This is a genomic window from Leisingera sp. JC11 (assembly GCF_040704725.1).
In the GTDB taxonomy this organism is placed as follows: Bacteria; Pseudomonadota; Alphaproteobacteria; order Rhodobacterales; family Rhodobacteraceae; genus Leisingera.
On record NZ_JBFCVS010000002.1, the window covers coordinates 207,494 to 226,048 of the forward strand.

An 18,555-nucleotide genomic window follows, 5' to 3' on the forward strand; every position below is an offset into this window, starting at 1 on the left:
CGGTATTGCGGCCGCGAGCCGGCTACCCGGCAGCAAACTTCGCGCGCGGGAAGCCAGCTTCGGCGAAAATCTCCCAGATCTTCTTCTCCAGGCCGGGCGCGCCTATCTCCAGGCAGTTTTTGCGGAAATACCAGGTCATAAATTGCGCATACCCGCCGGTGCGGGCCTGTGCGCGTTCCAGCGCGCCGGCAAACTGCCCCGGCCCGGTGATGGTTTCCGCCATGTGGTGCAGATCCGACGCGCCATAAAAGATTGCAGGCGTGCGGTGCAGGAACCCTTCTGCAGCCACCCCGGAATTCACCGAGACACAGGCACAGCAAGCCGCCAGAAGATCATGAACATTGGCCTGTGTCGGGATGACCCGGGGATCATTCCGGGCAATCTCAAGCAAGGCCGAAAGGCTGTCGATGTCGGCAGTCAGGGGATGCGGCTTGACCAGAACCGGCCGGTTTCCGGCCCCGTCCAGCACGTCTTTCAGAACGGCGATATCGCTGAAGGACGTTGCTCCGGCATCAAGGGGGTAACTTCCCTGAAAGAAGACTGCGATGGCGCCTTCCGGCACCTCGGTCCTGTCCTTCATCTGGCCATAGCGGGAGCGCCGCTTGTCCCTGAATTGCTGTTGCAGACGCCCGTAGAACCGTTTGGCATATTTGAAGGGCACCATGTCCGGGCTGAACGGGCGGTCAGCGATGGAGCTGTAGCTGCGGACGCCCTTCGGATCCAGATGCCAGAAGCCGGGCAGATAGGCCGGTGCCGCATTCAGGACATTGGGCATCTTCAGGTGGTGGTCGCTGAAAATGTGCAGGTTTCCATCTGCAAACCGGCCGTCCGCCACCTGCTGCGTGCCTATCCGGATATCCGGGTCTTTGACACGCCAGTCCGCTTCGCTGCCGGTCTCCGCCAGCATCCGTTCTATTATCCGGAACAGGTCAAGCCCCTGCCCCGCCGACCGCGTTTCCATCTGCCGTTTCTTCAGGTGGAATATGACCTTGGGCAATTGGCGTGTCCTCTGACCGGCGGCGGTGTCTGCGTTCCGCATATCTGCGGGCAGGCCCGCTGCGCGGTCAAGCGGATTTCAGTCCCGCAGCGCGTCGGCGCGCAGGCCCTCGCGCTCGTAGTGGCGGGGCAGCACCCGGCCATAAAGCTGTCTGGTACGCTCCACCCCGCCGCACATGCCCTCCGTCTCGACAAAGGAGAAGATGCCGACATACCGCCTGCGCAGGCCCTCGACAGGGGCCACCCGGTGCAGGGAATACCGGCCGCGGAAAATCTGCAGGTCGCCCGGCTGCAGCACCAGCTTGCGCACCAGCGGCGAGCCGCCCGCCAGCACCCGCGCCACGCCATCGTAATTCTCATCCGTGGGAGTGCGCAGCATCGGCGCGTATTCAAACTCGCCGCCCGCCTCGCCGTTCTGGATCGCCAGCGTCACCGTGTAGTTGTTGGTGTCGAAATGCCAGGGGAAGCCGTCGCCCTCCTCCACCATATTGATGATCACGTCCGCCAGCGGATCGTCATAGCGGAAGAAACGGCCCTCCGGCTCGCCCAATGCCTCGCGGATGAAGGGCATGAAACCGGGAAATTCGTAGATCGTCCGCAGCGGGCTGCCGGCGCCGAAATTGTCCGCCGGGATGAATGCGTTGGAACGGTCGTAGAACTGGCGCACCGGATGGCTTTCCGGCAGCGACGGATCATCCTTGGAGAAATAGGCATTGGTGCGGCTGAACGACTTATGCCCCTGATCCGCCACGGAATCGGCCTCTGCCGCCAGCCTGGCAATGCCGTCCGCATGCACGAAGCCGGGCAGCACCGCACAGCCGTCGGTTTCCAGCTCACTTTGCAGGTCCGCCATCATCCGCGCATAGGCGGGAGAACCGGGCCTGTCGATCGGATAGCGCCCCAGATCCACCAGTTCTGCAAGTTCAGCCATGTTAATGTCCTTCCCTGTCGCCTCTTTTAGGATCAGCTTGCCCGCTGGCTCAGGGGCGATCTGGCACAATCGGGACATGGGAATGCCGGTTTTGAACGAATCCGCGCCGGCACGCGCCGTCACTTTCGCGGAAATTTCGCCACACCCCCGGGCGGGAGCAAGAAAATGTCCCTGAACAGGTCTTTTTTGACAGCTTTGGCGGTTGACGCCCCTGTCCGGCAGACATAATGTCGCCCGCAACGCAAAAAGGAGCCTGTGGCAGTGACCACCCTAGTCGTAATCGTAGGAACCAAGCGCATGGGCCGGTAACGGTAGACCATAATCGAACCCATGCGCCTCCGACCTGAAATCGGGGGCTTTTTTTATGCGTAACGGACGATGCCGCCAATTGGAGCAAAAAGCAGATGACACGTGAAATGACCGGCGCAAAGATGGTTGTCCAAGCCCTGAAGGATCAGGGTGTGGACGTAGTCTTCGGATACCCAGGCGGCGCCGTGCTGCCGATCTATGACGAGATCTTTCTGCAGAATGACATTCGTCACGTGCTGGTCCGCCATGAGCAAGGCGCGGTCCACGCCGCCGAAGGCTATGCCCGCTCCACCGGCAAGCCCGGCGTTGTACTGGTGACCTCAGGTCCCGGTGCCACCAATGCGGTCACCGGCCTCACCGACGCGCTCCTGGACTCGATCCCGATCGTGGTTCTGACCGGCCAGGTGCCGACCTTCATGATCGGCTCCGACGCCTTCCAGGAGGCCGACACCGTCGGCATCACCCGCCCCTGCACCAAGCACAACTGGCTGGTCAAGGACACAGATGCGCTGGCCGGCACGCTGCACGAGGCCTTCCACGTCGCCAAATCCGGCCGCCCCGGCCCGGTTCTGGTCGACATTCCCAAGGACGTGCAGTTCGCCAACGGCAAGTATCAGGGCCCGAAACCGTCGGCCTCGCATTACCAGCCGCAGCTCAAGGGCGACATGGAGGAGATCACCGAGCTGGTCGAGGCCATCGAGAAGGCCAAGCGCCCGGTGTTCTATACCGGCGGCGGCGTCATCAACTCCGGCACCGCAGCCAGCCAGCTGCTGCGTGAGCTGGTGGACGCCACCGGCATTCCGGTCACCTCGACCCTGATGGGGCTTGGCGCCTATCCGGCCTCCGGCAAGAACTGGCTGGGGATGCTGGGCATGCACGGGCTTTACGAGGCCAACATGGCGATGCACGGCTGCGACCTGATGATCAACATCGGCGCCCGCTTCGATGACCGGATCACCGGCCGCATCGACGCCTTCAGCCCGAAGTCGAAGAAGGCCCATATCGACATCGACCCCTCCTCGATCAACAAGGTGATCCGGGTCGATATCCCGATTGTCGGCGATGTGGCCCATGTGCTGGAGGACCTGCTGAAGGTCTGGAAAGCGCGCGGCCGCAAGGTGAACCGCGAGGCGCTGGAGAAGTGGAACAAGCAGATCAACGAATGGCGCGCGGTGAATTGCCTGTCGTTCAAGAACTCGGAAAAGACCATCAAGCCGCAGTACGCGCTGCAGCGCCTGGAGGAGCTGACCAAGGGCCGCGACCGCTATGTCACCACCGAGGTCGGCCAGCACCAGATGTGGGCGGCGCAGTACCTGGGCTTTGAGGATCCGAACCGCTGGATGACCTCCGGGGGCCTCGGCACCATGGGCTATGGTTTCCCGGCCTCGATCGGCGCCCAGATGGCGCATCCGGACGCGCTGGTGATCAACGTCGCGGGCGAGGCGTCATGGCTGATGAACATGCAGGAAATGGGCACCGCGGTGCAGTTCCGCCTGCCGGTGAAGCAGTTCATCCTCAACAACGAGCGCCTGGGCATGGTGCGCCAGTGGCAGGAGCTGCTGCACGGCGAGCGCTACAGCCACAGCTGGTCCGAGGCGCTGCCTGATTTTGTGAAGCTCGCCGAGGCCTTCGGCTGCAAGGGCATCTGCGTCAGCGATCCGGCCGACCTGGACGATGCGATCATGGAAATGATCGACTACGACGGGCCGGTGATCTTCGACTGCCTGGTCGAGAAGCACGAGAACTGCTTCCCGATGATCCCGTCGGGCAAGGCGCACAACGAGATGCTGCTGGGCGAGGCCGAGACGCAGGGCGTCATCCAGGCCGGCGGCGCAGTGCTGGTCTAAGCCGGAACAGGAACAGGATTTTGCAGGGCGGCACCGCCCTGCCCCGATTTCAGGAAAGGGACTTGAATGTCTGCCCTACACATCAAAAAAGGCTCTACCCGCCATTCCGCCTACAACCTGCGCCCGACCTTTTCGGACGTGCAGGAAAAACACACCATTGCGGTGCTGGTGGAAAACGAACCCGGTGTTCTGGCCCGTGTCATCGGCCTGTTCTCCGGCCGCGGCTACAACATCGAAAGCCTGACCGTGGCGGAGGTGGACCACACCGGCCACCTGAGCCGCATCACCATCGTCACCACCGGCACCCCGCAGGTGATCGAGCAGATCAAGGCGCAGCTGGGCCGCATCGTTTCGGTCCGCGACGTGCATGACCTGACCGTCGAGGGCGCCGCGGTGGAGCGCGAGCTGGGTATTCTCAAGGTGGTGGGCGAAGGCGAAAAGCGCGTCGAGGCGCTGCGGCTGGCGGATATCTTCCGCGCCAACGTGGTCGACAGCACCCTGAACAGCTTTGTCTTTGAAATCACCGGTGCGCCGGAAAAGATCGATGCCTTTGCCGATCTGATGCGCCCGCTCGGCCTGGCCGAAATCGCGCGTACCGGAGTTGCCGCCCTTCTGCGCGGCAACTGACCCTGCTGCCAGCCCCGACCGGGCTGGCGCTACCCTTGAACGATCCGAAGCGGCGCGGAAACGCGCCGCTTTTCTGCTACCTGGAGCGGGAACGGAATAACCTTCGGCTCCGGGCTTTTGACTTCGGCCTCACCGCGGTTGCCCGCAGTGGCGCACAGCCGGTCTGCCAGACCCGGGCTGCCCTGCTCCATCAGAACAGCCAGGTTCTCTGCAATCCGGATATTACCACTCAAGGTTATATCAAACTCAACCCAGTCACCCGGATGCAGATCCTGAAAATCCGCGCCAGTCTTGTGTGTGAAGAAAGCAAGGTCCCCCTGGTCATCGCACCAGATCACGGCTTTGGTCAGGGGGGCGTCACTCCATAAAATGACTCCAATCATACCAGTCCTCGTATTGCCGCATTTCAATTCTGAAGCAATTGAGCTGACGCTAACACGACAAAAAACGGGTCGTGCTATTGCATTTTGTGTCAGTTCGACTAGCCTTCTGACGTGAATTAGCGACACCCTTGACGCAAGACAGCCGCACAGCCTGCTGCTCTGATGCAGAGAATGGCGTAAACCGCGGGCAAAAGGGGCAAATTTTAAGTTAAAGCCGAACCATCGGGACCCGGAATGCACAGCCAGAACCGCTCTCCAGCTGACTTGAGGAACATGTTTGGCGCGAACTTGCGTCAACTGGCGCGGCAATATCCGTCCATTTCGGAACTGTCGCGCCAGTTGGGCATCAACCGCACCCAATTCAACCGCTACCTGTCCGGCGAGAGTTTCCCGCGCCCGGACGTTCTGGACCGTATCTGCCGTTTCTTTGAAGTCGACGCCCGAATTCTGCTGGACCCTGTCGAAAACCTTTCAAAGGCGGGCCAGGTTGTAAACGGCGCCTTTCTGGCTGATTTTCTGGGCCACGGCGTGCAGCAGCTGACAGAGGAGTTTTTCCCCTCCGGATTTTACCGCTTCACCCGCCGCAGTTTCATCAATGAAGAGAAGTTCGTGATCGGCCTCGTCTATGTGTTCCGCGCGGCAGGTGTCACCTATATCAAGGGTTTCGAGGCCAAGGAGGCAATGCTGAGCCAGGGCCTGCCGGCCAGCCCCGGGGTGCGGGAATTCCGCGGCTACATCAGCGGCCACGAGGATGGCGTCGCCTTCGTGATCGCCCGGCGCAAGGCAATGACCTACTCGTTCAACTACCTGGCCCGGGTGGCGTCGCTGCAAAACAACTTCTGGTCAGGCTACGTCGCCCGCACTGTCCGCGAAAGCAGCACCGGCGAACGGGTGACGCGGATGGTCTATGAGCATCTGGGCCGCGACACCGGGCAGGTTCTGGCGGCTGCCCGCAGCGCCGGTTTTGCCGATGAGGCCGACCTGCTGCCCTTCCACCGGCGCCTGCTGAACACCAGCCAGCCGTTTCGCTGACGCTAACTAGCGTCAGCCAGCCGGTAGATGTGCCAGGTGGCGTGGCCCAACAGCGGCAGCACCAGGAACAGCCCCAGGAACCACGGCACAAGCGCCGCAAAGGTCAGCGCCGCGATCATTCCGGCCCAGATCATCATCACCACGAAGTTCTGCTGCACATACTGGAAACTGGTGATCATCGCGGTGACGAAATCCACTTCGCGGTCCAGCAGCAGCGGCAGCGCAATCACCGTGATCATGTACAGCAGCAGCGCAAACAGCGCCCCGACAACCGTGCCGACCGCCAGCATGGCCAGCCCGTTGGCGGTCAGGAAGACCTCGGCAGAAGTGGAGATATTGGTCATGGTGGCGTGGCCCATGAACAGGGCAAAGATCATGTGGCCCAGGAAGAACCAGAACAGGAAAACCACAACGATGATGGCGCAGATCGACGGCAGCTGGCGGCGGCTTTGCTGCGCCACCACCCCCAGGATGCGGCCGATGGCAATCCCCCTGCCCTGTTCCAGACGGTGCGAGACCTCGTAGAGGCCGACCGCGGCAAAGGGGCCGATCAGCGGAAACCCTATGGCCGCCAGCACCAGCCAGTAGGTGGTGCCGGTGCGGACGGTGATCCAGGCCATCATCCAGCCCGCCAGCACATAAACCGCAGCAAAGAACAGCCCGTAGAGCGGCTTCTTGCGGAAGTCCTCCCAGCCCCGGCGCAGCGCCTCGAACAGCATCTGCGTCGTGACCGGCTTCAGCGGCGGCACGCCAAAGGGCTTTTCAGGTGTCATTGCGGTACTCCTCCCCTCCGGCAGGCCCTGTTTTCTGTCCGGTTGCGGATGGCCTGCGTCCTTATCAAAAGCAGCATCAAATATGCTTCATTTGAGCCTAGCCGCGAATTCCGCAGAATAAAACGCCTTGCAGATGCATGATTTAACCGCCGAGCCGCCTGCAGCGCCGCGCCGAAAGAAAAAGGGCGGCCCGCGCAGGCCGCCCCTAAAGAAACCATCCGTTGCCCTGCCCGGAAACCGGCCGGATCAGTCCTCGGCCTGCGCGTCGGCGCGGCTCTTGCCGGAGACATTGAGCGCCAGCGTGGCGGCCATGAAGCCGTCCAGATCGCCATCCAGCACCCCCTTGGTGTCCGAGGTTTCATGCTGGGTGCGCAGGTCCTTCACCATCTGGTAGGGCTGCAGCACATAGGAGCGGATCTGGTTGCCCCAGCCGGCATCGCCCTTGGCCTCATGCGCCTCGTTGATGGCGGCGTTGCGGCGGTCCAGCTCCTGCTGGTACAGGCGCGATTTCAGCGCCTTCATGGCAATGTCGCGGTTCTGGTGCTGCGATTTCTCCGACGACGTCACCACGATGCCGGTCGGGATGTGGGTGATCCGCACCGCCGAGTCGGTGGTGTTGACGTGCTGGCCGCCCGCGCCCGAGGAGCGGTAGGTGTCGACGCGGATATCGGCCGGGTTCACTTCGATCTCGATATTGTCGTCGACCACCGGGTAGACCCAGACCGAGCTGAACGACGTGTGCCGCTTGGCCGCCGAATCATAGGGCGAGATCCGCACCAGCCGGTGCACGCCGCTTTCGGACTTCAGCCAGCCATAGGCGTTATGGCCGGAAATCTTGTAGGCCGCGGATTTGATGCCCGCCTCGTCGCCCGCGCTTTCGGACTGCAGCTCGACCTTGTAACCCTTCTTCTCGGCCCAGCGCACATACATCCGCGCCAGCATCGAGGCCCAGTCGCAGCTTTCGGTGCCGCCGGCGCCTGCGTTGATCTCCAGGAAGGTGTCATTGGCATCGGCCTCGCCGTCCAGCAGGGCTTCCAGCTCCTTCTCGGCCGCTTTCTCTTTCAGCGCCGCCAGTGACGCCTCGGCATCTTTGATAACCTCGGCGTCGTCTTCCATCTCGCCCAGCTCGATCAGCTCGATGTTGTCGGACAGGTCCTGCTGGATGCCCTTGTAGGTGTCGATGGAATCCACCAGCGCCTGGCGCTCGCGCATCAGCTTCTGCGCCGCCTCCGGGTCGTCCCACAGGTTCGGATCCTCGACCCGCGCGTTGAACTCCTCCAGCCGGTATTCGGCGGTTTCCCAGTTCATCCGCTGGGCCAGCAGCTCCAGCGATTTCTCGATGTCTGCGACGATATTCTGGGTTTCCGCGCGCATTTCAGTTCCTTGAAATCTCTTGTCCGGCTTGCGTGATAAACCACCCGCGCGCCGCGGGCAAGCGGCGCTCGGGTGCCTTGGCAGCGGCGGATCAGTAAAGCCCGCCGGAACTGACCGTGCCGAAAGTGGCCTTGGGCCCCAGCACTGCAGTGCCGCCGCTGGAGGTGGTGACCTGGCGGCCCGACTGCTGCACTTCCTCGACCAGAGGCAGGTTCGAACCCATCGCGAAGCCGCCGTCATAGGTCAGGCCGAAGATCGGTTCAGCCCCGTCGCGGAAATACTCCGCCACCACATAAGCGCCCGAGGCACCGTCAGGCAGCCGCGCGCCGGTGTAGCGGTCGATCTTGATGAAATGGCCGCCTTCCGGCACCTCGAACGGGCCGCCGCCGAACTTCTCGGTCGCCTTCTTCATGAACTGCTGGAACACCGGACCGCACATGGTGCCGCCATAGGCGCCGCGGCCCATCGGACGGGGCTGGTCAAAGCCCATGTAGCAGCCCGCCACGATGTTGGAGGTGAAGCCGACAAACCAGACATCGCGGGAATCGTTGGTGGTGCCGGTCTTGCCCGCGGTGGGCACCGGCAGGTTGATCACGCTCGACGCGGTGCCGCGGTCGACCACGCCCTTCATCATCGAGGTCAGCTGATAGGCGGTGATCGGGTCCATCACCTGCTCGCGGTCGGTGACGATGCGCGGCGCCTGGCCGGGCGCCAGCGTCGGGTCCGAGCAATCGACGCAATCGCGGTCGTCGTGACGGTAGATGGTCTTTCCGAAACGGTCCTGCACCCGGTCCACCAGGGTCGGCTGCACCCGCTCGCCGCCGTTGGCGAACATCGCATAGGCCGCCACCATCTTGTAGAGCGTGGTTTCCTCCGATCCCAGCGAGTTGGCCAGGAACGGCCCCATGTTGTCATAAACGCCAAAGCGCTCGGCGTAGCCCGCCACCACCGGCATCCCGACCTCCTGCGCCAGGCGGATGGTCATCAGGTTCCGGCTCATCTCGATGCCGGTGCGCAAGGGCGTCGGACCGTAGAACTTGTTGGTGGAGTTCTTCGGCCGCCACAGGCCCTGCGGCGTGTTGATCTCGATCGGGGCGTCGACGACGATGGTCGCCGGGCTGTAGCCGCTGTCCAGTGCCGCGGCATAGACAAACGGCTTGAAGCTGGAACCCGGCTGCCGCATCGCCTGGGTGGCACGGTTGAACACCGAATGCTGGTAAGAGAAGCCGCCCTGCATCGCCAGAACCCGGCCGGAGTTCACGTCCATCGCGACAAAGCCGCCCTGCACTTCCGGCACCTGCCGCAGCGACCAGTGGCTGAAGGCATCGTCCTTTGTCTCGGCCCGGACCAGCACCACGTCGCCGCGGGTGAAGTTGTCGGCAAAGCTGCCCTTCATCCATTTGATGTCGGATCGCGGCACCGAGCCGGTGCCCTCGCTCTGCTCGACGCCGACGGTCAGGCTCTCGCTGCCGACCTCCAGCACCACTGCCGGATACCAGCGGCCGCCCAGCACGATATCGCGGGACACCTCGGCGTTTGCCAGCGCTGCCCGCCAGGTGGGCTCATCCTTCAGCTGTTCTTCTTCCAGCTTGACGCCAGTACCGCGCCAGATGCCGCGGGAGCGGTCGTATTTCTCCAGCCCGCCGCGCATCGCCAGCGCCGCCTCGGCCTGCATGTCATGGTCAATGGTCGCGCGCACGGTAAAGCCGCCGGTGAAGAATTCGCCCTCGCCGAAATCTTCGGTCAGCTGGCGGCGGATTTCATCGGTGAAATAGTCGCGCGGCGGCAGCGTGGTGCGGAAGCCCTCGAAGTCGCCGTTCTGGACCGAGCGCAGCGGCTGCGCCACCTCGACCTCATAAACGTCCTTGGAGATATAACCGTTCTCGCGCATCTCCCGCAGCACATAGTTGCGGCGTGCCAGCAGGCGCTCCTTCTGGCGCACCGGGTGGTAATCCGACGGCGCCTTGGGCATCGAGGCCAGCGTCGCCGCCTCATGCGGCTCCAGCTCGCCCAGGGTCTTGTTGAAATAGGTCTGCGCCGCCGCGGTCACGCCGTAGGAGTTCTGGCCCAGGAAGATCTCGTTCAGATACAGCTCCAGGATCCGTTCCTTATCGAGCGTTTCCTCCAGCCGGGTGGCGAGGATGATCTCCTTGATCTTGCGCTCGGCCCGGCGGTCGCCGGACAAGAGGAAGTTTTTCATTACCTGCTGGGTGATGGTGGAGGCGCCGCGCACGTTCTGCCCGCGCGAGCGCACCGCCTCGATCGCCGCCGCCGCAATGCCGCGGGCGTCATAGCCTGAATGGCTGTAGAAATTCTTGTCCTCAGCCGAGATGAAGGCCTGCTTCACCAGGTCCGGAATCTCATGCGACGGGGTGAACAGGCGGCGTTCCTTGGCGAATTCGTCGATCAGATGCCCCTCGCCCGAATAGATCCGGCTGATCGTCGGCGGCTGGTATTGGGCCAGCGATTCATGGCTCGGCAGGTCGCGCCCGTAGATCCAGAACACCGCCCCGATGGTCAGCGCCACCATCGCCACGCCAAGGGTGATGGTGCTGAAGATGGAGCCGAAGAAAGAGAATATGAACCTGAGCACGGATGTGGGCCTTTCACGCGGGGTGCCGCCTATATAGGCGCGGCGGCTGCCGGGGTCAAAGCATGCAGCGGCGAATTAGCGCTGCCGTGAATCCTGCTGCCTGGAGAATTGGTTTTGAGCCGCCTCTGATGTATCCTGTTCGGGCAATACTAACAGCGGCTGCCCCATTTTCCCAATGCTTGCCGCGGTTCGGCGCAAGCGGCGGGCAGGCTGAACGCATGTGCACGCATTCGCCGTCTTGGCCTGCCTCCCGATACCCCGCCCGCCAGCCGCGGCGCGTACCCGAAACATGTTTCACCCGGCAGTCCGAAAGGTGGAGGAGACTGCTATGGCCAAGCTCGGAGCCCCGGTAGGCGGCGGCAAATCAGCCGTGAACGACCCCAAGGATGTGGTTCTGGTCCAGAAGATGCTCAACGAACACGCGAAGACCGTCGGCTACAAGCGGGTGCCCACCAACGGCAAGGTGGGCCAGCCGACGATTCTCGCCATCGGCCAGTTCCAGCAGCAGGTGGTGAAGACCAAGGTGACCAGCCTGGTCGAGCCCGGCTCCAAGACTTTCAAGATGCTGGACAGCTCTCCGGTCAAGGTCGCCGAAAAATTCGCCAAGGCGCAGGGCGGCAGGCCGCTGCCCGCCAAGGGCAAGGTCTATGAGGTGAAATGGCGGGGCAAGACCCACTGGTTCACCGAGGACGACATGGGCACCGCGATGGAGGCGATCCAAGGCCGCCTGCATGTCGAGACCATGGCCTTCATGAGCACGCTCAACAACTACCGCGACCAGTACCGCGAGATGCAAAAGGGGTTCTGGACCTTCTTCGTGAAGATGGTGACCCCCAATGCCGACATCGAACGCCCGGCAAAGTCGCTGAAGAAGGCCGACGCCGCGGTGGGCAAGCTGGTGAACATGACCTACGGCAAAAACAAAAAAAGCCTGCTGGCCTCCTTCAAGCAGATGAAACAGACCAAGATCCTGCTCGATGCGGTGGCGATGGACCTGAACATGCTGTCCAAGGAACTGGGGCAAAGCGCCAAGATCTGCGAGGAGATCTCGGTCGACCTGCGCGACGGTTCGGCCGACATCGTGCAGCTGATCCTGGTCACAAACGGGGTGAACCCCGCAACCGCCGGTGCCGTAGTCGCCGCAAGCAAGAACACCGTCCAGGAGATCGCCAACGGCTGGATCCTCAAAGGGCAATGGGTCAAGGAAGGCGGCGTGGCCGGCTCCTTCAAACGGGTTGTCTTCGCCGGGATAGCAGGCGGGTTTTCCGGCTGGATCGGCGCCAAGGCCGGCCAGTTCATCATGAAAGGGGTCGGTGAAAGACTCGCCACCCGCATGGTCACCAACCGCTGGATCGGCAAGCACCTGTGGAGCACGGCGGCCCGCTGGGGCGGCAATGAAATCGGGGCGATTATCGGGCGTTACCCGGGCCTGACCCGCAAGGTGGGCGGGGAGATTGCCATCCAGACCGTCGTGCGGATGGCGCATAAATTCTTCACCGGACGCGCTCTTTCCAAGGCTTTGACCGATCGCATGAACGCTTTGGAGAAAATCGTCAGCTCCTGCATGGAGAAGAGCAAGGCCGAAGGGCAGCTCATGGACTGCATCGCTGCCAAAGTGGAAAAGCAGGGGCTGATGGCGAAAATCGCCGATGACATCCTGGCCCCGAACAAGCAGGCGCTCGAGCGCGAGATCGACAAGGCATTGGCCAAGGCAGAAGCAAAGGCTGGCTGACAGGAAACCCGTTGAGGGCCGGGCGTCCGCGCCGGGCCCCTATATGGCGCCGCCCGGCGCTACTGCCGCACCAGCGCGCGGCGGGCATCATCCTGGGCGCGCCAGGCGATCAGGCCATTGAGGATGCCGCGCGCGGCCTTGGCGCGCCACTCCGCGTCCACCAGATTCTTCAGGTCGCGCTTGCTGGACAGAAACCCGAGCTCCACCAGCACCGAGGGGATATCGGCAGATTTCAGCACCGAAAACCCGGCAGAGCGCAGCGGCCGGTTGTTGATCGGCCGCCCCTGCGCGCGCAAGCCGCCGATCAGCGCGGCCGCCAGCGCGTCGCTGCGCGGCTGGGTTTCCTGCCGGGCCAGGTCCAGCATAATGCTGGTCACCCGGTCGTCCGCCTGGCTGAGGTCGGTGCCGGACAAAAGGTCGGCCCGCAGGTGCCGCTCCGCCAGCTTGGCGGAGGCCGCATCCGAGGCCTCCCTGGACAGGGTGTAAACGGTGGAGCCATGCGCGCGGCCCTCGCTGATGGTATCGGCATGCAGTGAAATGAACACATCCGCCCCTGCCTGATGCGCCATCGCGATGCGCCGCTCCAGCGAGACGAAGTAGTCATCGTCGCGGGTCATCCGCACGGTGAACTGGCCGGAGCGCACCAGCACTTCACCCAGCTCCCGGGCGAACTGCAGCATCAGGTGTTTTTCGATGACATGCTCCGTCTCTGCCCCCGGATCGATGCCGCCATGGCCCGGATCCAGCATCACCAGAAGTGGCGCGTTTTCGTCCCGCGCGGCCCTGGTGCCGACCGCTTCCGGTGCGGGCAAATCCCAGCGCGGGTCCCGCGGCGCCCCGGCGGCTGCGGCAAATTCCTTTGCCGTGGCGGGCTCCAGCGAAACCGAGAGCTTCGCCGCCGCCGTCACCTGGTCCACGGACATCGCGGCTGAGGCCACCTTCATCGGCTCTGCCAGCTGCAGCACCAGCCGCGACCATCCGGGCACATAGGTGCCGAATTGCGCCGCGGTAACCTGATCCCCCTGCAGCAGCTTTTCGGCCGTCAGCCCGGTCCAGTCGACCTCCTGGAAATCCAGCACCAGACGCGGCGGTTCGGTCAAGGTGAACAGCCGGTACGGCACCCCTTGGCTGAGGCCCAGGGAAATCTCCGCTCCCTGCCCGGCGTCCCGCACCCGGGCAGCGCCTGCATCAATGCGCGCCAGGCCGCTGAAGCTGCTGCTGCCGGACTGCGCCCAAGCGCCTGCCGCCAGGGTCCAGATCAATGCTGTGAGTGTGATCAGTCTGCCCATATCCGCCTCTTGCCCGGCCTGCCGGCCTTTTGGCCGGAAGACTAGGCAATTTGCGCGGGCTTGGAAATCCGCCTTCTGCGGTTATCCCCGGCTTACGCGCGGATCACCCCCGGGAGGCCATGAACAGCGCCAGTCGCGCCAGGCCCTCCTCGATATCCATGGTGGAGCGCGCATAGGAGAACCGCAGTGTGGTGGCGCCGCGGACGGGGTCGAAATCCAGCCCCGGCGTCACCGCAACGCCCGCCTTTTCAAGGATTTCCGCGGCAAAGCTGCGGCTGTCATCTGTCAGGTCCGACACATCCGCATAGACATAGAACGCCCCGTCCGGCGGCGCGATCCTGGTGAAACCGGCCTTGGGCAGACCTTCCAGCATCAACTGGCGGTTCCTTGCGTAGACAGCCAGATTCTCCCGCATCTCGTCCTCGCAGTCCAGCGCCGCCAGCGCTGCCACCTGGCTGGCGTGCGGCGCGCAGATGAACATGTTCTGGGCGATCCGCTCCACCACCCGCACATGATCCTCCGGCACCACCATCCAGCCGACCCGCCAGCCGGTCATCGAGAAGAACTTGGAGAAGGAGTTGATGACGTAGCATTCGTCCGTCAGCTCCAGCGCGGTGACCGCCTTCGCCTCATATTCCAGCCCGTGGTAGATCTCGTCCGAAATGAAGCTGGCGCCCTCGGCCTGTGCAGCATCGATCAGAGACCCCATTGCCGCGCGATCCAGCATGGTGCCGGTCGGGTTGGCAGGCGAGGCCACCATCAGCCCTGACAGTTTCTGTCCTGCGAGGTCCGCCGCCACCGGCTGCAGCCGGTTTTCCGGTGCGGTCTGGATGTCCACCGGGGTAAGCCCCAGCGCCTTCAGGATCTGCCGGTAGGAGGGATAGCCCGGCGCGCCGATGCCGACCCGGTCGCCGCTGTCGAACAGGGCGGTGAAGCTGAGCAGAAAAGCGCCGGAGGAGCCCGGCGTCACGATCACCCGCTCCGGGTTCAGATCGACGTTGTACCAGTCGCCGTACAGCTGGGCGATACGCTTGCGCAGGGCTGGCAGACCCAGAGCAACCGTATAGCCCAAGGCGTTGTTTTCCAGCGCATTTCCCAGCGCCTTCAACGCCCCCGACGGCGCCCCGGTCGACGGCTGGCCGACCTCCATGTGAATGATGTGGCGGCCTGCCTCCTCAGCCTTGCGGGCAGCCTCCATTACATCCATCACAATGAAGGGATCGACCTCGGACCGGGTTGAGTTTCGCATGCTTATCTCCCAATGTGCGCGCATGAGTTTTGACCGTTTCTTCCGGCTGGCGTCAATCCCGGCTCTTGTGCTTTGCGCGCTGGTCCAATTATCGGCGGCGGCGCATGCAGCGTCAATTTCGCTGCTGCGGGACCCGGATATCGAACACGGGCTGAACCGGCTGGCGGCCCCGGTGCTGCGCGCCGCGGGGCTCAATGCGAACCGGGTTCGCATCCTCATGGTCAATGACAGCTCCTTCAACGCCTTCGTCCTGGATTCCCGAACGATTTTCGTGAATTACGGGCTGATCCTGAAGGTCACCTCGCCGGAAATGCTGCAGGCCGTGCTGGCCCATGAGGCCGCCCATATCACCAACGGCCACCTGTCGCGGCGGATGCAGAACCTGCGTTCCGCCAGCAGTGCTGCGGGGCTTGGCCTGGCCTTGGCCGCTCTGGCCGCGGCCGCCGGCGGCGGGGATGCGGCCGCCGGGATCGCCATCGGCACCCAAAGCTCCGCCTTCCGCAGCTTTCTGGCCCATACCCGCGCCGAGGAAAGCAGCGCCGACCGGTCCGCCGCTGATTACCTGAACCGCGCAGGCATCAGCCCGCAGGGGCTGGTCGATCTGCACCGCGCCTTTGCCGGCCAGGAAGTGCTGAGTGCAGGCACCCAGGACCCCTACACCCGCTCGCATCCCCTGAGCCGCGACCGCATCCGCGCCGCGCAGGCCTATCTGGCGGCCTATGGCGACAAGGGGCAGACCAGCCCGGAAGCGCAGTACTGGTTTGCCCGCGTCCGCGGCAAGCTGTCGGCCTTCACCCGCGCCCCGAAATGGACCCTGCGCCGGGTGCGCGAGGAACAGTACAAGGACGTCCGCCTGATGCGCGAGGCCGCTGCCTATCACCGGCAGAACAGCCTCAAGAAGGCACTGAAAGCGATCAATGGCGCCCTGGCGGCGCGCCCTTCCGACCCCTTCTACCACGAATTGAAGGGCCAGATCCTGATCGAGAACCGCCAGTGGTCCGCGGCACTTGCCGCCTATGGCAAGGCCGTGAGCCTCGCCCCCAAGGACCCGCTGATCCTGACCGGCTACGGCCGCGCCCAGCTGGCGGCGGGCCAGCCCAAGGCGGCGCTCAAGTCCATGGAACGCGCCCGCAGCATCGACTTCCGCAATACGGTGCTGCTGCGCGACATGTCGCTGGCCTATGCCAAGTCCGGACAGACCGGCATGGCCGCCCTGGTCACTGCCGAACGCTATGCCTTGCAGGGGCGTCTGAACGACGCCGGCATTCACGCCAAACGGGCCGTCGCCCAGCTGCCAGCAGGATCCCCCGCCGCCCGGCGGGCGCAGGATGTGCTGGTGGCCTATGAACAAGCTCAGAAGAGAAAGAGACGCAAATGACCCTTTTCACCCGCATCGCCACCGCCGCGGCTACTGCCCTCGCCCTCATGGGCGCTCCGGTGCAGGCCTTTGACATCAGTGCGATGTCCGAGGCTGAGCGCGAGGCCTTCGGCAAAGAGGTGCGCGAGTACATCCTGGCCAACCCAGAGCTGATCCTGGAAGCGGTCGACCTGCTGGAGCAGCAGCAGCAGCAGGCCGAAGCCGCCCGCGATGACGTGCTGGTGGCCGAGAACCTGGAAGAGCTGCAAAACGACGGTTATTCCTGGGTCGGCGGCAACCCTGATGGCGACATCACCCTGGTTGAGTTCATGGACTACCGCTGCGGCTACTGCCGCCGCGCCGCGCCCGAGGTGGCCAAACTGCTGGAAAGCGACGGCAACATCCGCCTGGTGATTAAGGAATTGCCGATCCTGGGCGACGCCTCGGTGCTGTCGGCGCGCTTTGCCGTCGCCGCCAAGCATGTGGCGGGCGATGATGCCTACAAGGACGTGCATGACGCGCTGATCGAGTTTGGCGGAGAGCCGAACGAGATCGCCCTGCGCCGCCTGGCCGAAGGCCTGTCGCTGGATGCCGAGGCCATCTTTGCCAAGATGGACAGCGAGGAAGTGACCGCCGAGCTGCGCCAGACCCGCGCGCTGGCGCAGAAGATGGCGATCTCCGGCACCCCGACATTTGTGCTGGGCAATGAACTGCTGCGCGGCTACCTGCCTGCCGACCAGATGGAGATCATGGTGGCGGAGATCCGCGATCAGCAGAGCTGATCAGTTGAGCCTTACCGGCAGGTCCGGGGCTCTGCCCCGGACCCCGGAGTATTTTTGCAAAGAAGAAGCTGGGCTGGCGTTTGAGGCGCCTTACTCCGCCGCTTCTTGGGCCGCCTCGATCTGGGCGGCCTTTTTCTCGACCTCTTCCACGATGTGGTCGACCATCTGCTCGTTGGACATTTTGTGGCTGGCCTTGCCCGCCAGATAGACCATGCCGGAGCCCGCGCCGCCGCCGGTAAAGCCGACGTCAGTCATCAGTGCTTCGCCGGGGCCGTTCACCACGCAGCCGATGATCGACAGGCTCATCGGCGTGTGGATATGGGCCAGGCGCTCCTCCAGCGTTTCCACCGTCTTGATCACGTCGAACCCCTGCCGCGCGCAGGAGGGGCAGGAGATGATGTTGACGCCGCGGTGGCGCAGGCCCAGGGATTTGAGGATCTCAAAGCCCACCTTCACCTCCTCCACCGGATCGGCGGAGAGGCTGACGCGCAGGGTGTCGCCGATGCCCATCCACAGCAGCTGGCCGAGGCCGATCGCCGATTTGATGGTGCCGGAGACAAAGCCGCCCGCCTCGGTGATGCCAAGGTGGATCGGCGCGTCGGTGGCCTCTGCCAGCTGCTGGTAGGCCGCGGCGGACATGAAGACGTCGGAGGCCTTCACCGAAATTTTGAACTCGTGGAAATCATGGTCCTGCAGGATGCGGATGTGGTCGAGGCCGGACTCCACCATCGCTTCCGGGCAGGGCTCGCCGTATTTGTCCAGCAGGTGCTTCTCCAGGGAACCGGCATTCACCCCGATGCGGATCGAGCAATTGTGGTCGCGGGCAGCCTTGATCACCTCGGCCACGCGCTTCTCGTCGCCGATGTTGCCCGGATTGATGCGCAGGCAGGCGGCGCCCGCCTCCGCCGCCTCGATGCCGCGCTTGTAGTGGAAATGGATGTCGGCAACGATCGGCACCGGGCTTTCGCGGACGATCTCCTTCAGCGCCTTGGAGGACGCCTCATCCGGCACCGAAACCCGCACCAGGTCGGCCCCCGCCTCTGCTGCGGCCTGAACCTGTGCGACGGTTGCCGCCACATCGGTGGTCAGCGTGTTGGTCATGGTCTGCACCGCAATCGGGGCATCGCCGCCGACGGGCACGTTGCCCACATGGATCTGGCGGCTCTTGCGGCGCTCGATATGGCGCCAGGGGCGGATGTGGTTCATCGACATGCAGTTCGTGTCCCGGCTGGATCCTGTTAGCGCCTAGATACGTGCAGACGCCCGGCGCTGCAATGGCAG

At 63.8% G+C, this 18,555-nt stretch carries 15 protein-coding genes; 6 read left to right on the plus strand and 9 right to left on the minus strand.

All coding sequences use genetic code 11. The features are described from left to right. Positions 1 to 22 precede the first annotated feature (22 nt). Both AB1A62_RS02830 and AB1A62_RS02835 read right to left on the minus strand, forming a co-directional pair. Positions 23 to 961 (minus strand): hypothetical protein, encoded by a 939-nt coding sequence (locus AB1A62_RS02830; protein ID WP_366659770.1) that lies wholly within the window; start codon positions 959 to 961, stop codon positions 23 to 25. Between the two features lie 114 nt (positions 962 to 1,075). Further along, complete coding sequence (locus AB1A62_RS02835) at positions 1,076 to 1,927, minus strand: hypothetical protein (RefSeq protein ID WP_366659772.1); 852 nt, start codon at positions 1,925 to 1,927, stop codon at positions 1,076 to 1,078. A 404-nt stretch (positions 1,928 to 2,331) separates the two neighbouring features. Between AB1A62_RS02835 and AB1A62_RS02840 the strand changes: the two genes are divergently transcribed. After that, a complete protein-coding gene (locus AB1A62_RS02840) occupies positions 2,332 to 4,083 on the plus strand; it encodes an acetolactate synthase 3 large subunit (RefSeq protein WP_366659773.1) in 1,752 nt (583 codons plus the stop codon). A gap of 66 nt (positions 4,084 to 4,149) precedes the next feature. Then, positions 4,150 to 4,710, plus strand: a complete 561-nt coding sequence (gene ilvN / locus AB1A62_RS02845; RefSeq protein WP_366659774.1) for an acetolactate synthase small subunit — start codon at positions 4,150 to 4,152, stop codon at positions 4,708 to 4,710. A gap of 29 nt (positions 4,711 to 4,739) precedes the next feature. Here ilvN and AB1A62_RS02850 read toward each other — a convergent pair whose 3' ends face one another. Next, positions 4,740 to 5,093 (minus strand): hypothetical protein, encoded by a 354-nt coding sequence (locus tag AB1A62_RS02850; protein ID WP_366659775.1) that lies wholly within the window; start codon positions 5,091 to 5,093, stop codon positions 4,740 to 4,742. A gap of 273 nt (positions 5,094 to 5,366) precedes the next feature. On the opposite strand from AB1A62_RS02850, the gene AB1A62_RS02855 reads away from it, so the two are divergent. Further along, positions 5,367 to 6,125, plus strand: coding sequence for a helix-turn-helix transcriptional regulator (locus AB1A62_RS02855; RefSeq protein WP_366659776.1), 759 nt, complete (start codon positions 5,367 to 5,369; stop codon positions 6,123 to 6,125). Positions 6,126 to 6,127: 2 nt separating this feature from the next. Here the strand turns inward: AB1A62_RS02855 and AB1A62_RS02860 are convergent, their stop codons facing one another. The 3 genes from AB1A62_RS02860 to AB1A62_RS02870 form a co-directional block, all read right to left on the minus strand. Next, entirely contained in the window at positions 6,128 to 6,898 is a 771-nt protein-coding gene (locus tag AB1A62_RS02860; RefSeq protein ID WP_366659778.1) for a DUF2189 domain-containing protein, read from the minus strand. 246 nt (positions 6,899 to 7,144) lie between these two features. Further along, positions 7,145 to 8,272: a peptide chain release factor 2 gene (gene prfB, locus AB1A62_RS02865; RefSeq protein ID WP_174144908.1), complete on the minus strand. Its 1,128-nt coding sequence runs from the start codon at positions 8,270 to 8,272 to the stop codon at positions 7,145 to 7,147. Between the two features lie 91 nt (positions 8,273 to 8,363). Next, complete coding sequence (locus AB1A62_RS02870; protein ID WP_366659780.1) at positions 8,364 to 10,865, minus strand: PBP1A family penicillin-binding protein; 2,502 nt, start codon at positions 10,863 to 10,865, stop codon at positions 8,364 to 8,366. Between the two features lie 328 nt (positions 10,866 to 11,193). On the opposite strand from AB1A62_RS02870, the gene AB1A62_RS02875 reads away from it, so the two are divergent. Continuing rightward, positions 11,194 to 12,597: a hypothetical protein gene (locus tag AB1A62_RS02875; RefSeq protein ID WP_366659781.1), complete on the plus strand. Its 1,404-nt coding sequence runs from the start codon at positions 11,194 to 11,196 to the stop codon at positions 12,595 to 12,597. Positions 12,598 to 12,656: 59 nt separating this feature from the next. Here the strand turns inward: AB1A62_RS02875 and AB1A62_RS02880 are convergent, their stop codons facing one another. Together AB1A62_RS02880 and AB1A62_RS02885 are read right to left on the minus strand one after the other, a co-directional pair. Continuing rightward, the gene (locus AB1A62_RS02880; protein WP_366659783.1) at positions 12,657 to 13,886 is read right to left on the minus strand and encodes an N-acetylmuramoyl-L-alanine amidase; all 1,230 of its coding nucleotides are present in this window, start codon (positions 13,884 to 13,886) and stop codon (positions 12,657 to 12,659) included. Positions 13,887 to 13,989: 103 nt separating this feature from the next. Next, positions 13,990 to 15,135, minus strand: coding sequence for an aminotransferase class I/II-fold pyridoxal phosphate-dependent enzyme (locus AB1A62_RS02885; RefSeq protein ID WP_366659784.1), 1,146 nt, complete (start codon positions 15,133 to 15,135; stop codon positions 13,990 to 13,992). Here AB1A62_RS02885 and AB1A62_RS02890 point away from each other — a divergent pair. Continuing rightward, positions 15,134 to 16,513, plus strand: coding sequence for a M48 family metalloprotease (locus AB1A62_RS02890; protein ID WP_366659786.1), 1,380 nt, complete (start codon positions 15,134 to 15,136; stop codon positions 16,511 to 16,513). The genes AB1A62_RS02885 and AB1A62_RS02890 overlap by 2 nt on opposite strands. After that, complete coding sequence (locus AB1A62_RS02895) at positions 16,510 to 17,274, plus strand: DsbA family protein (protein WP_366659788.1); 765 nt, start codon at positions 16,510 to 16,512, stop codon at positions 17,272 to 17,274. Before AB1A62_RS02890 ends, AB1A62_RS02895 begins: the two co-directional genes overlap by 4 nt. A 90-nt stretch (positions 17,275 to 17,364) precedes the next feature. Here the strand turns inward: AB1A62_RS02895 and ispG are convergent, their stop codons facing one another. Further along, positions 17,365 to 18,486 (minus strand): flavodoxin-dependent (E)-4-hydroxy-3-methylbut-2-enyl-diphosphate synthase, encoded by a 1,122-nt coding sequence (gene ispG, locus AB1A62_RS02900; protein WP_366659789.1) that lies wholly within the window; start codon positions 18,484 to 18,486, stop codon positions 17,365 to 17,367. Positions 18,487 to 18,555: the final 69 nt, after the last annotated feature.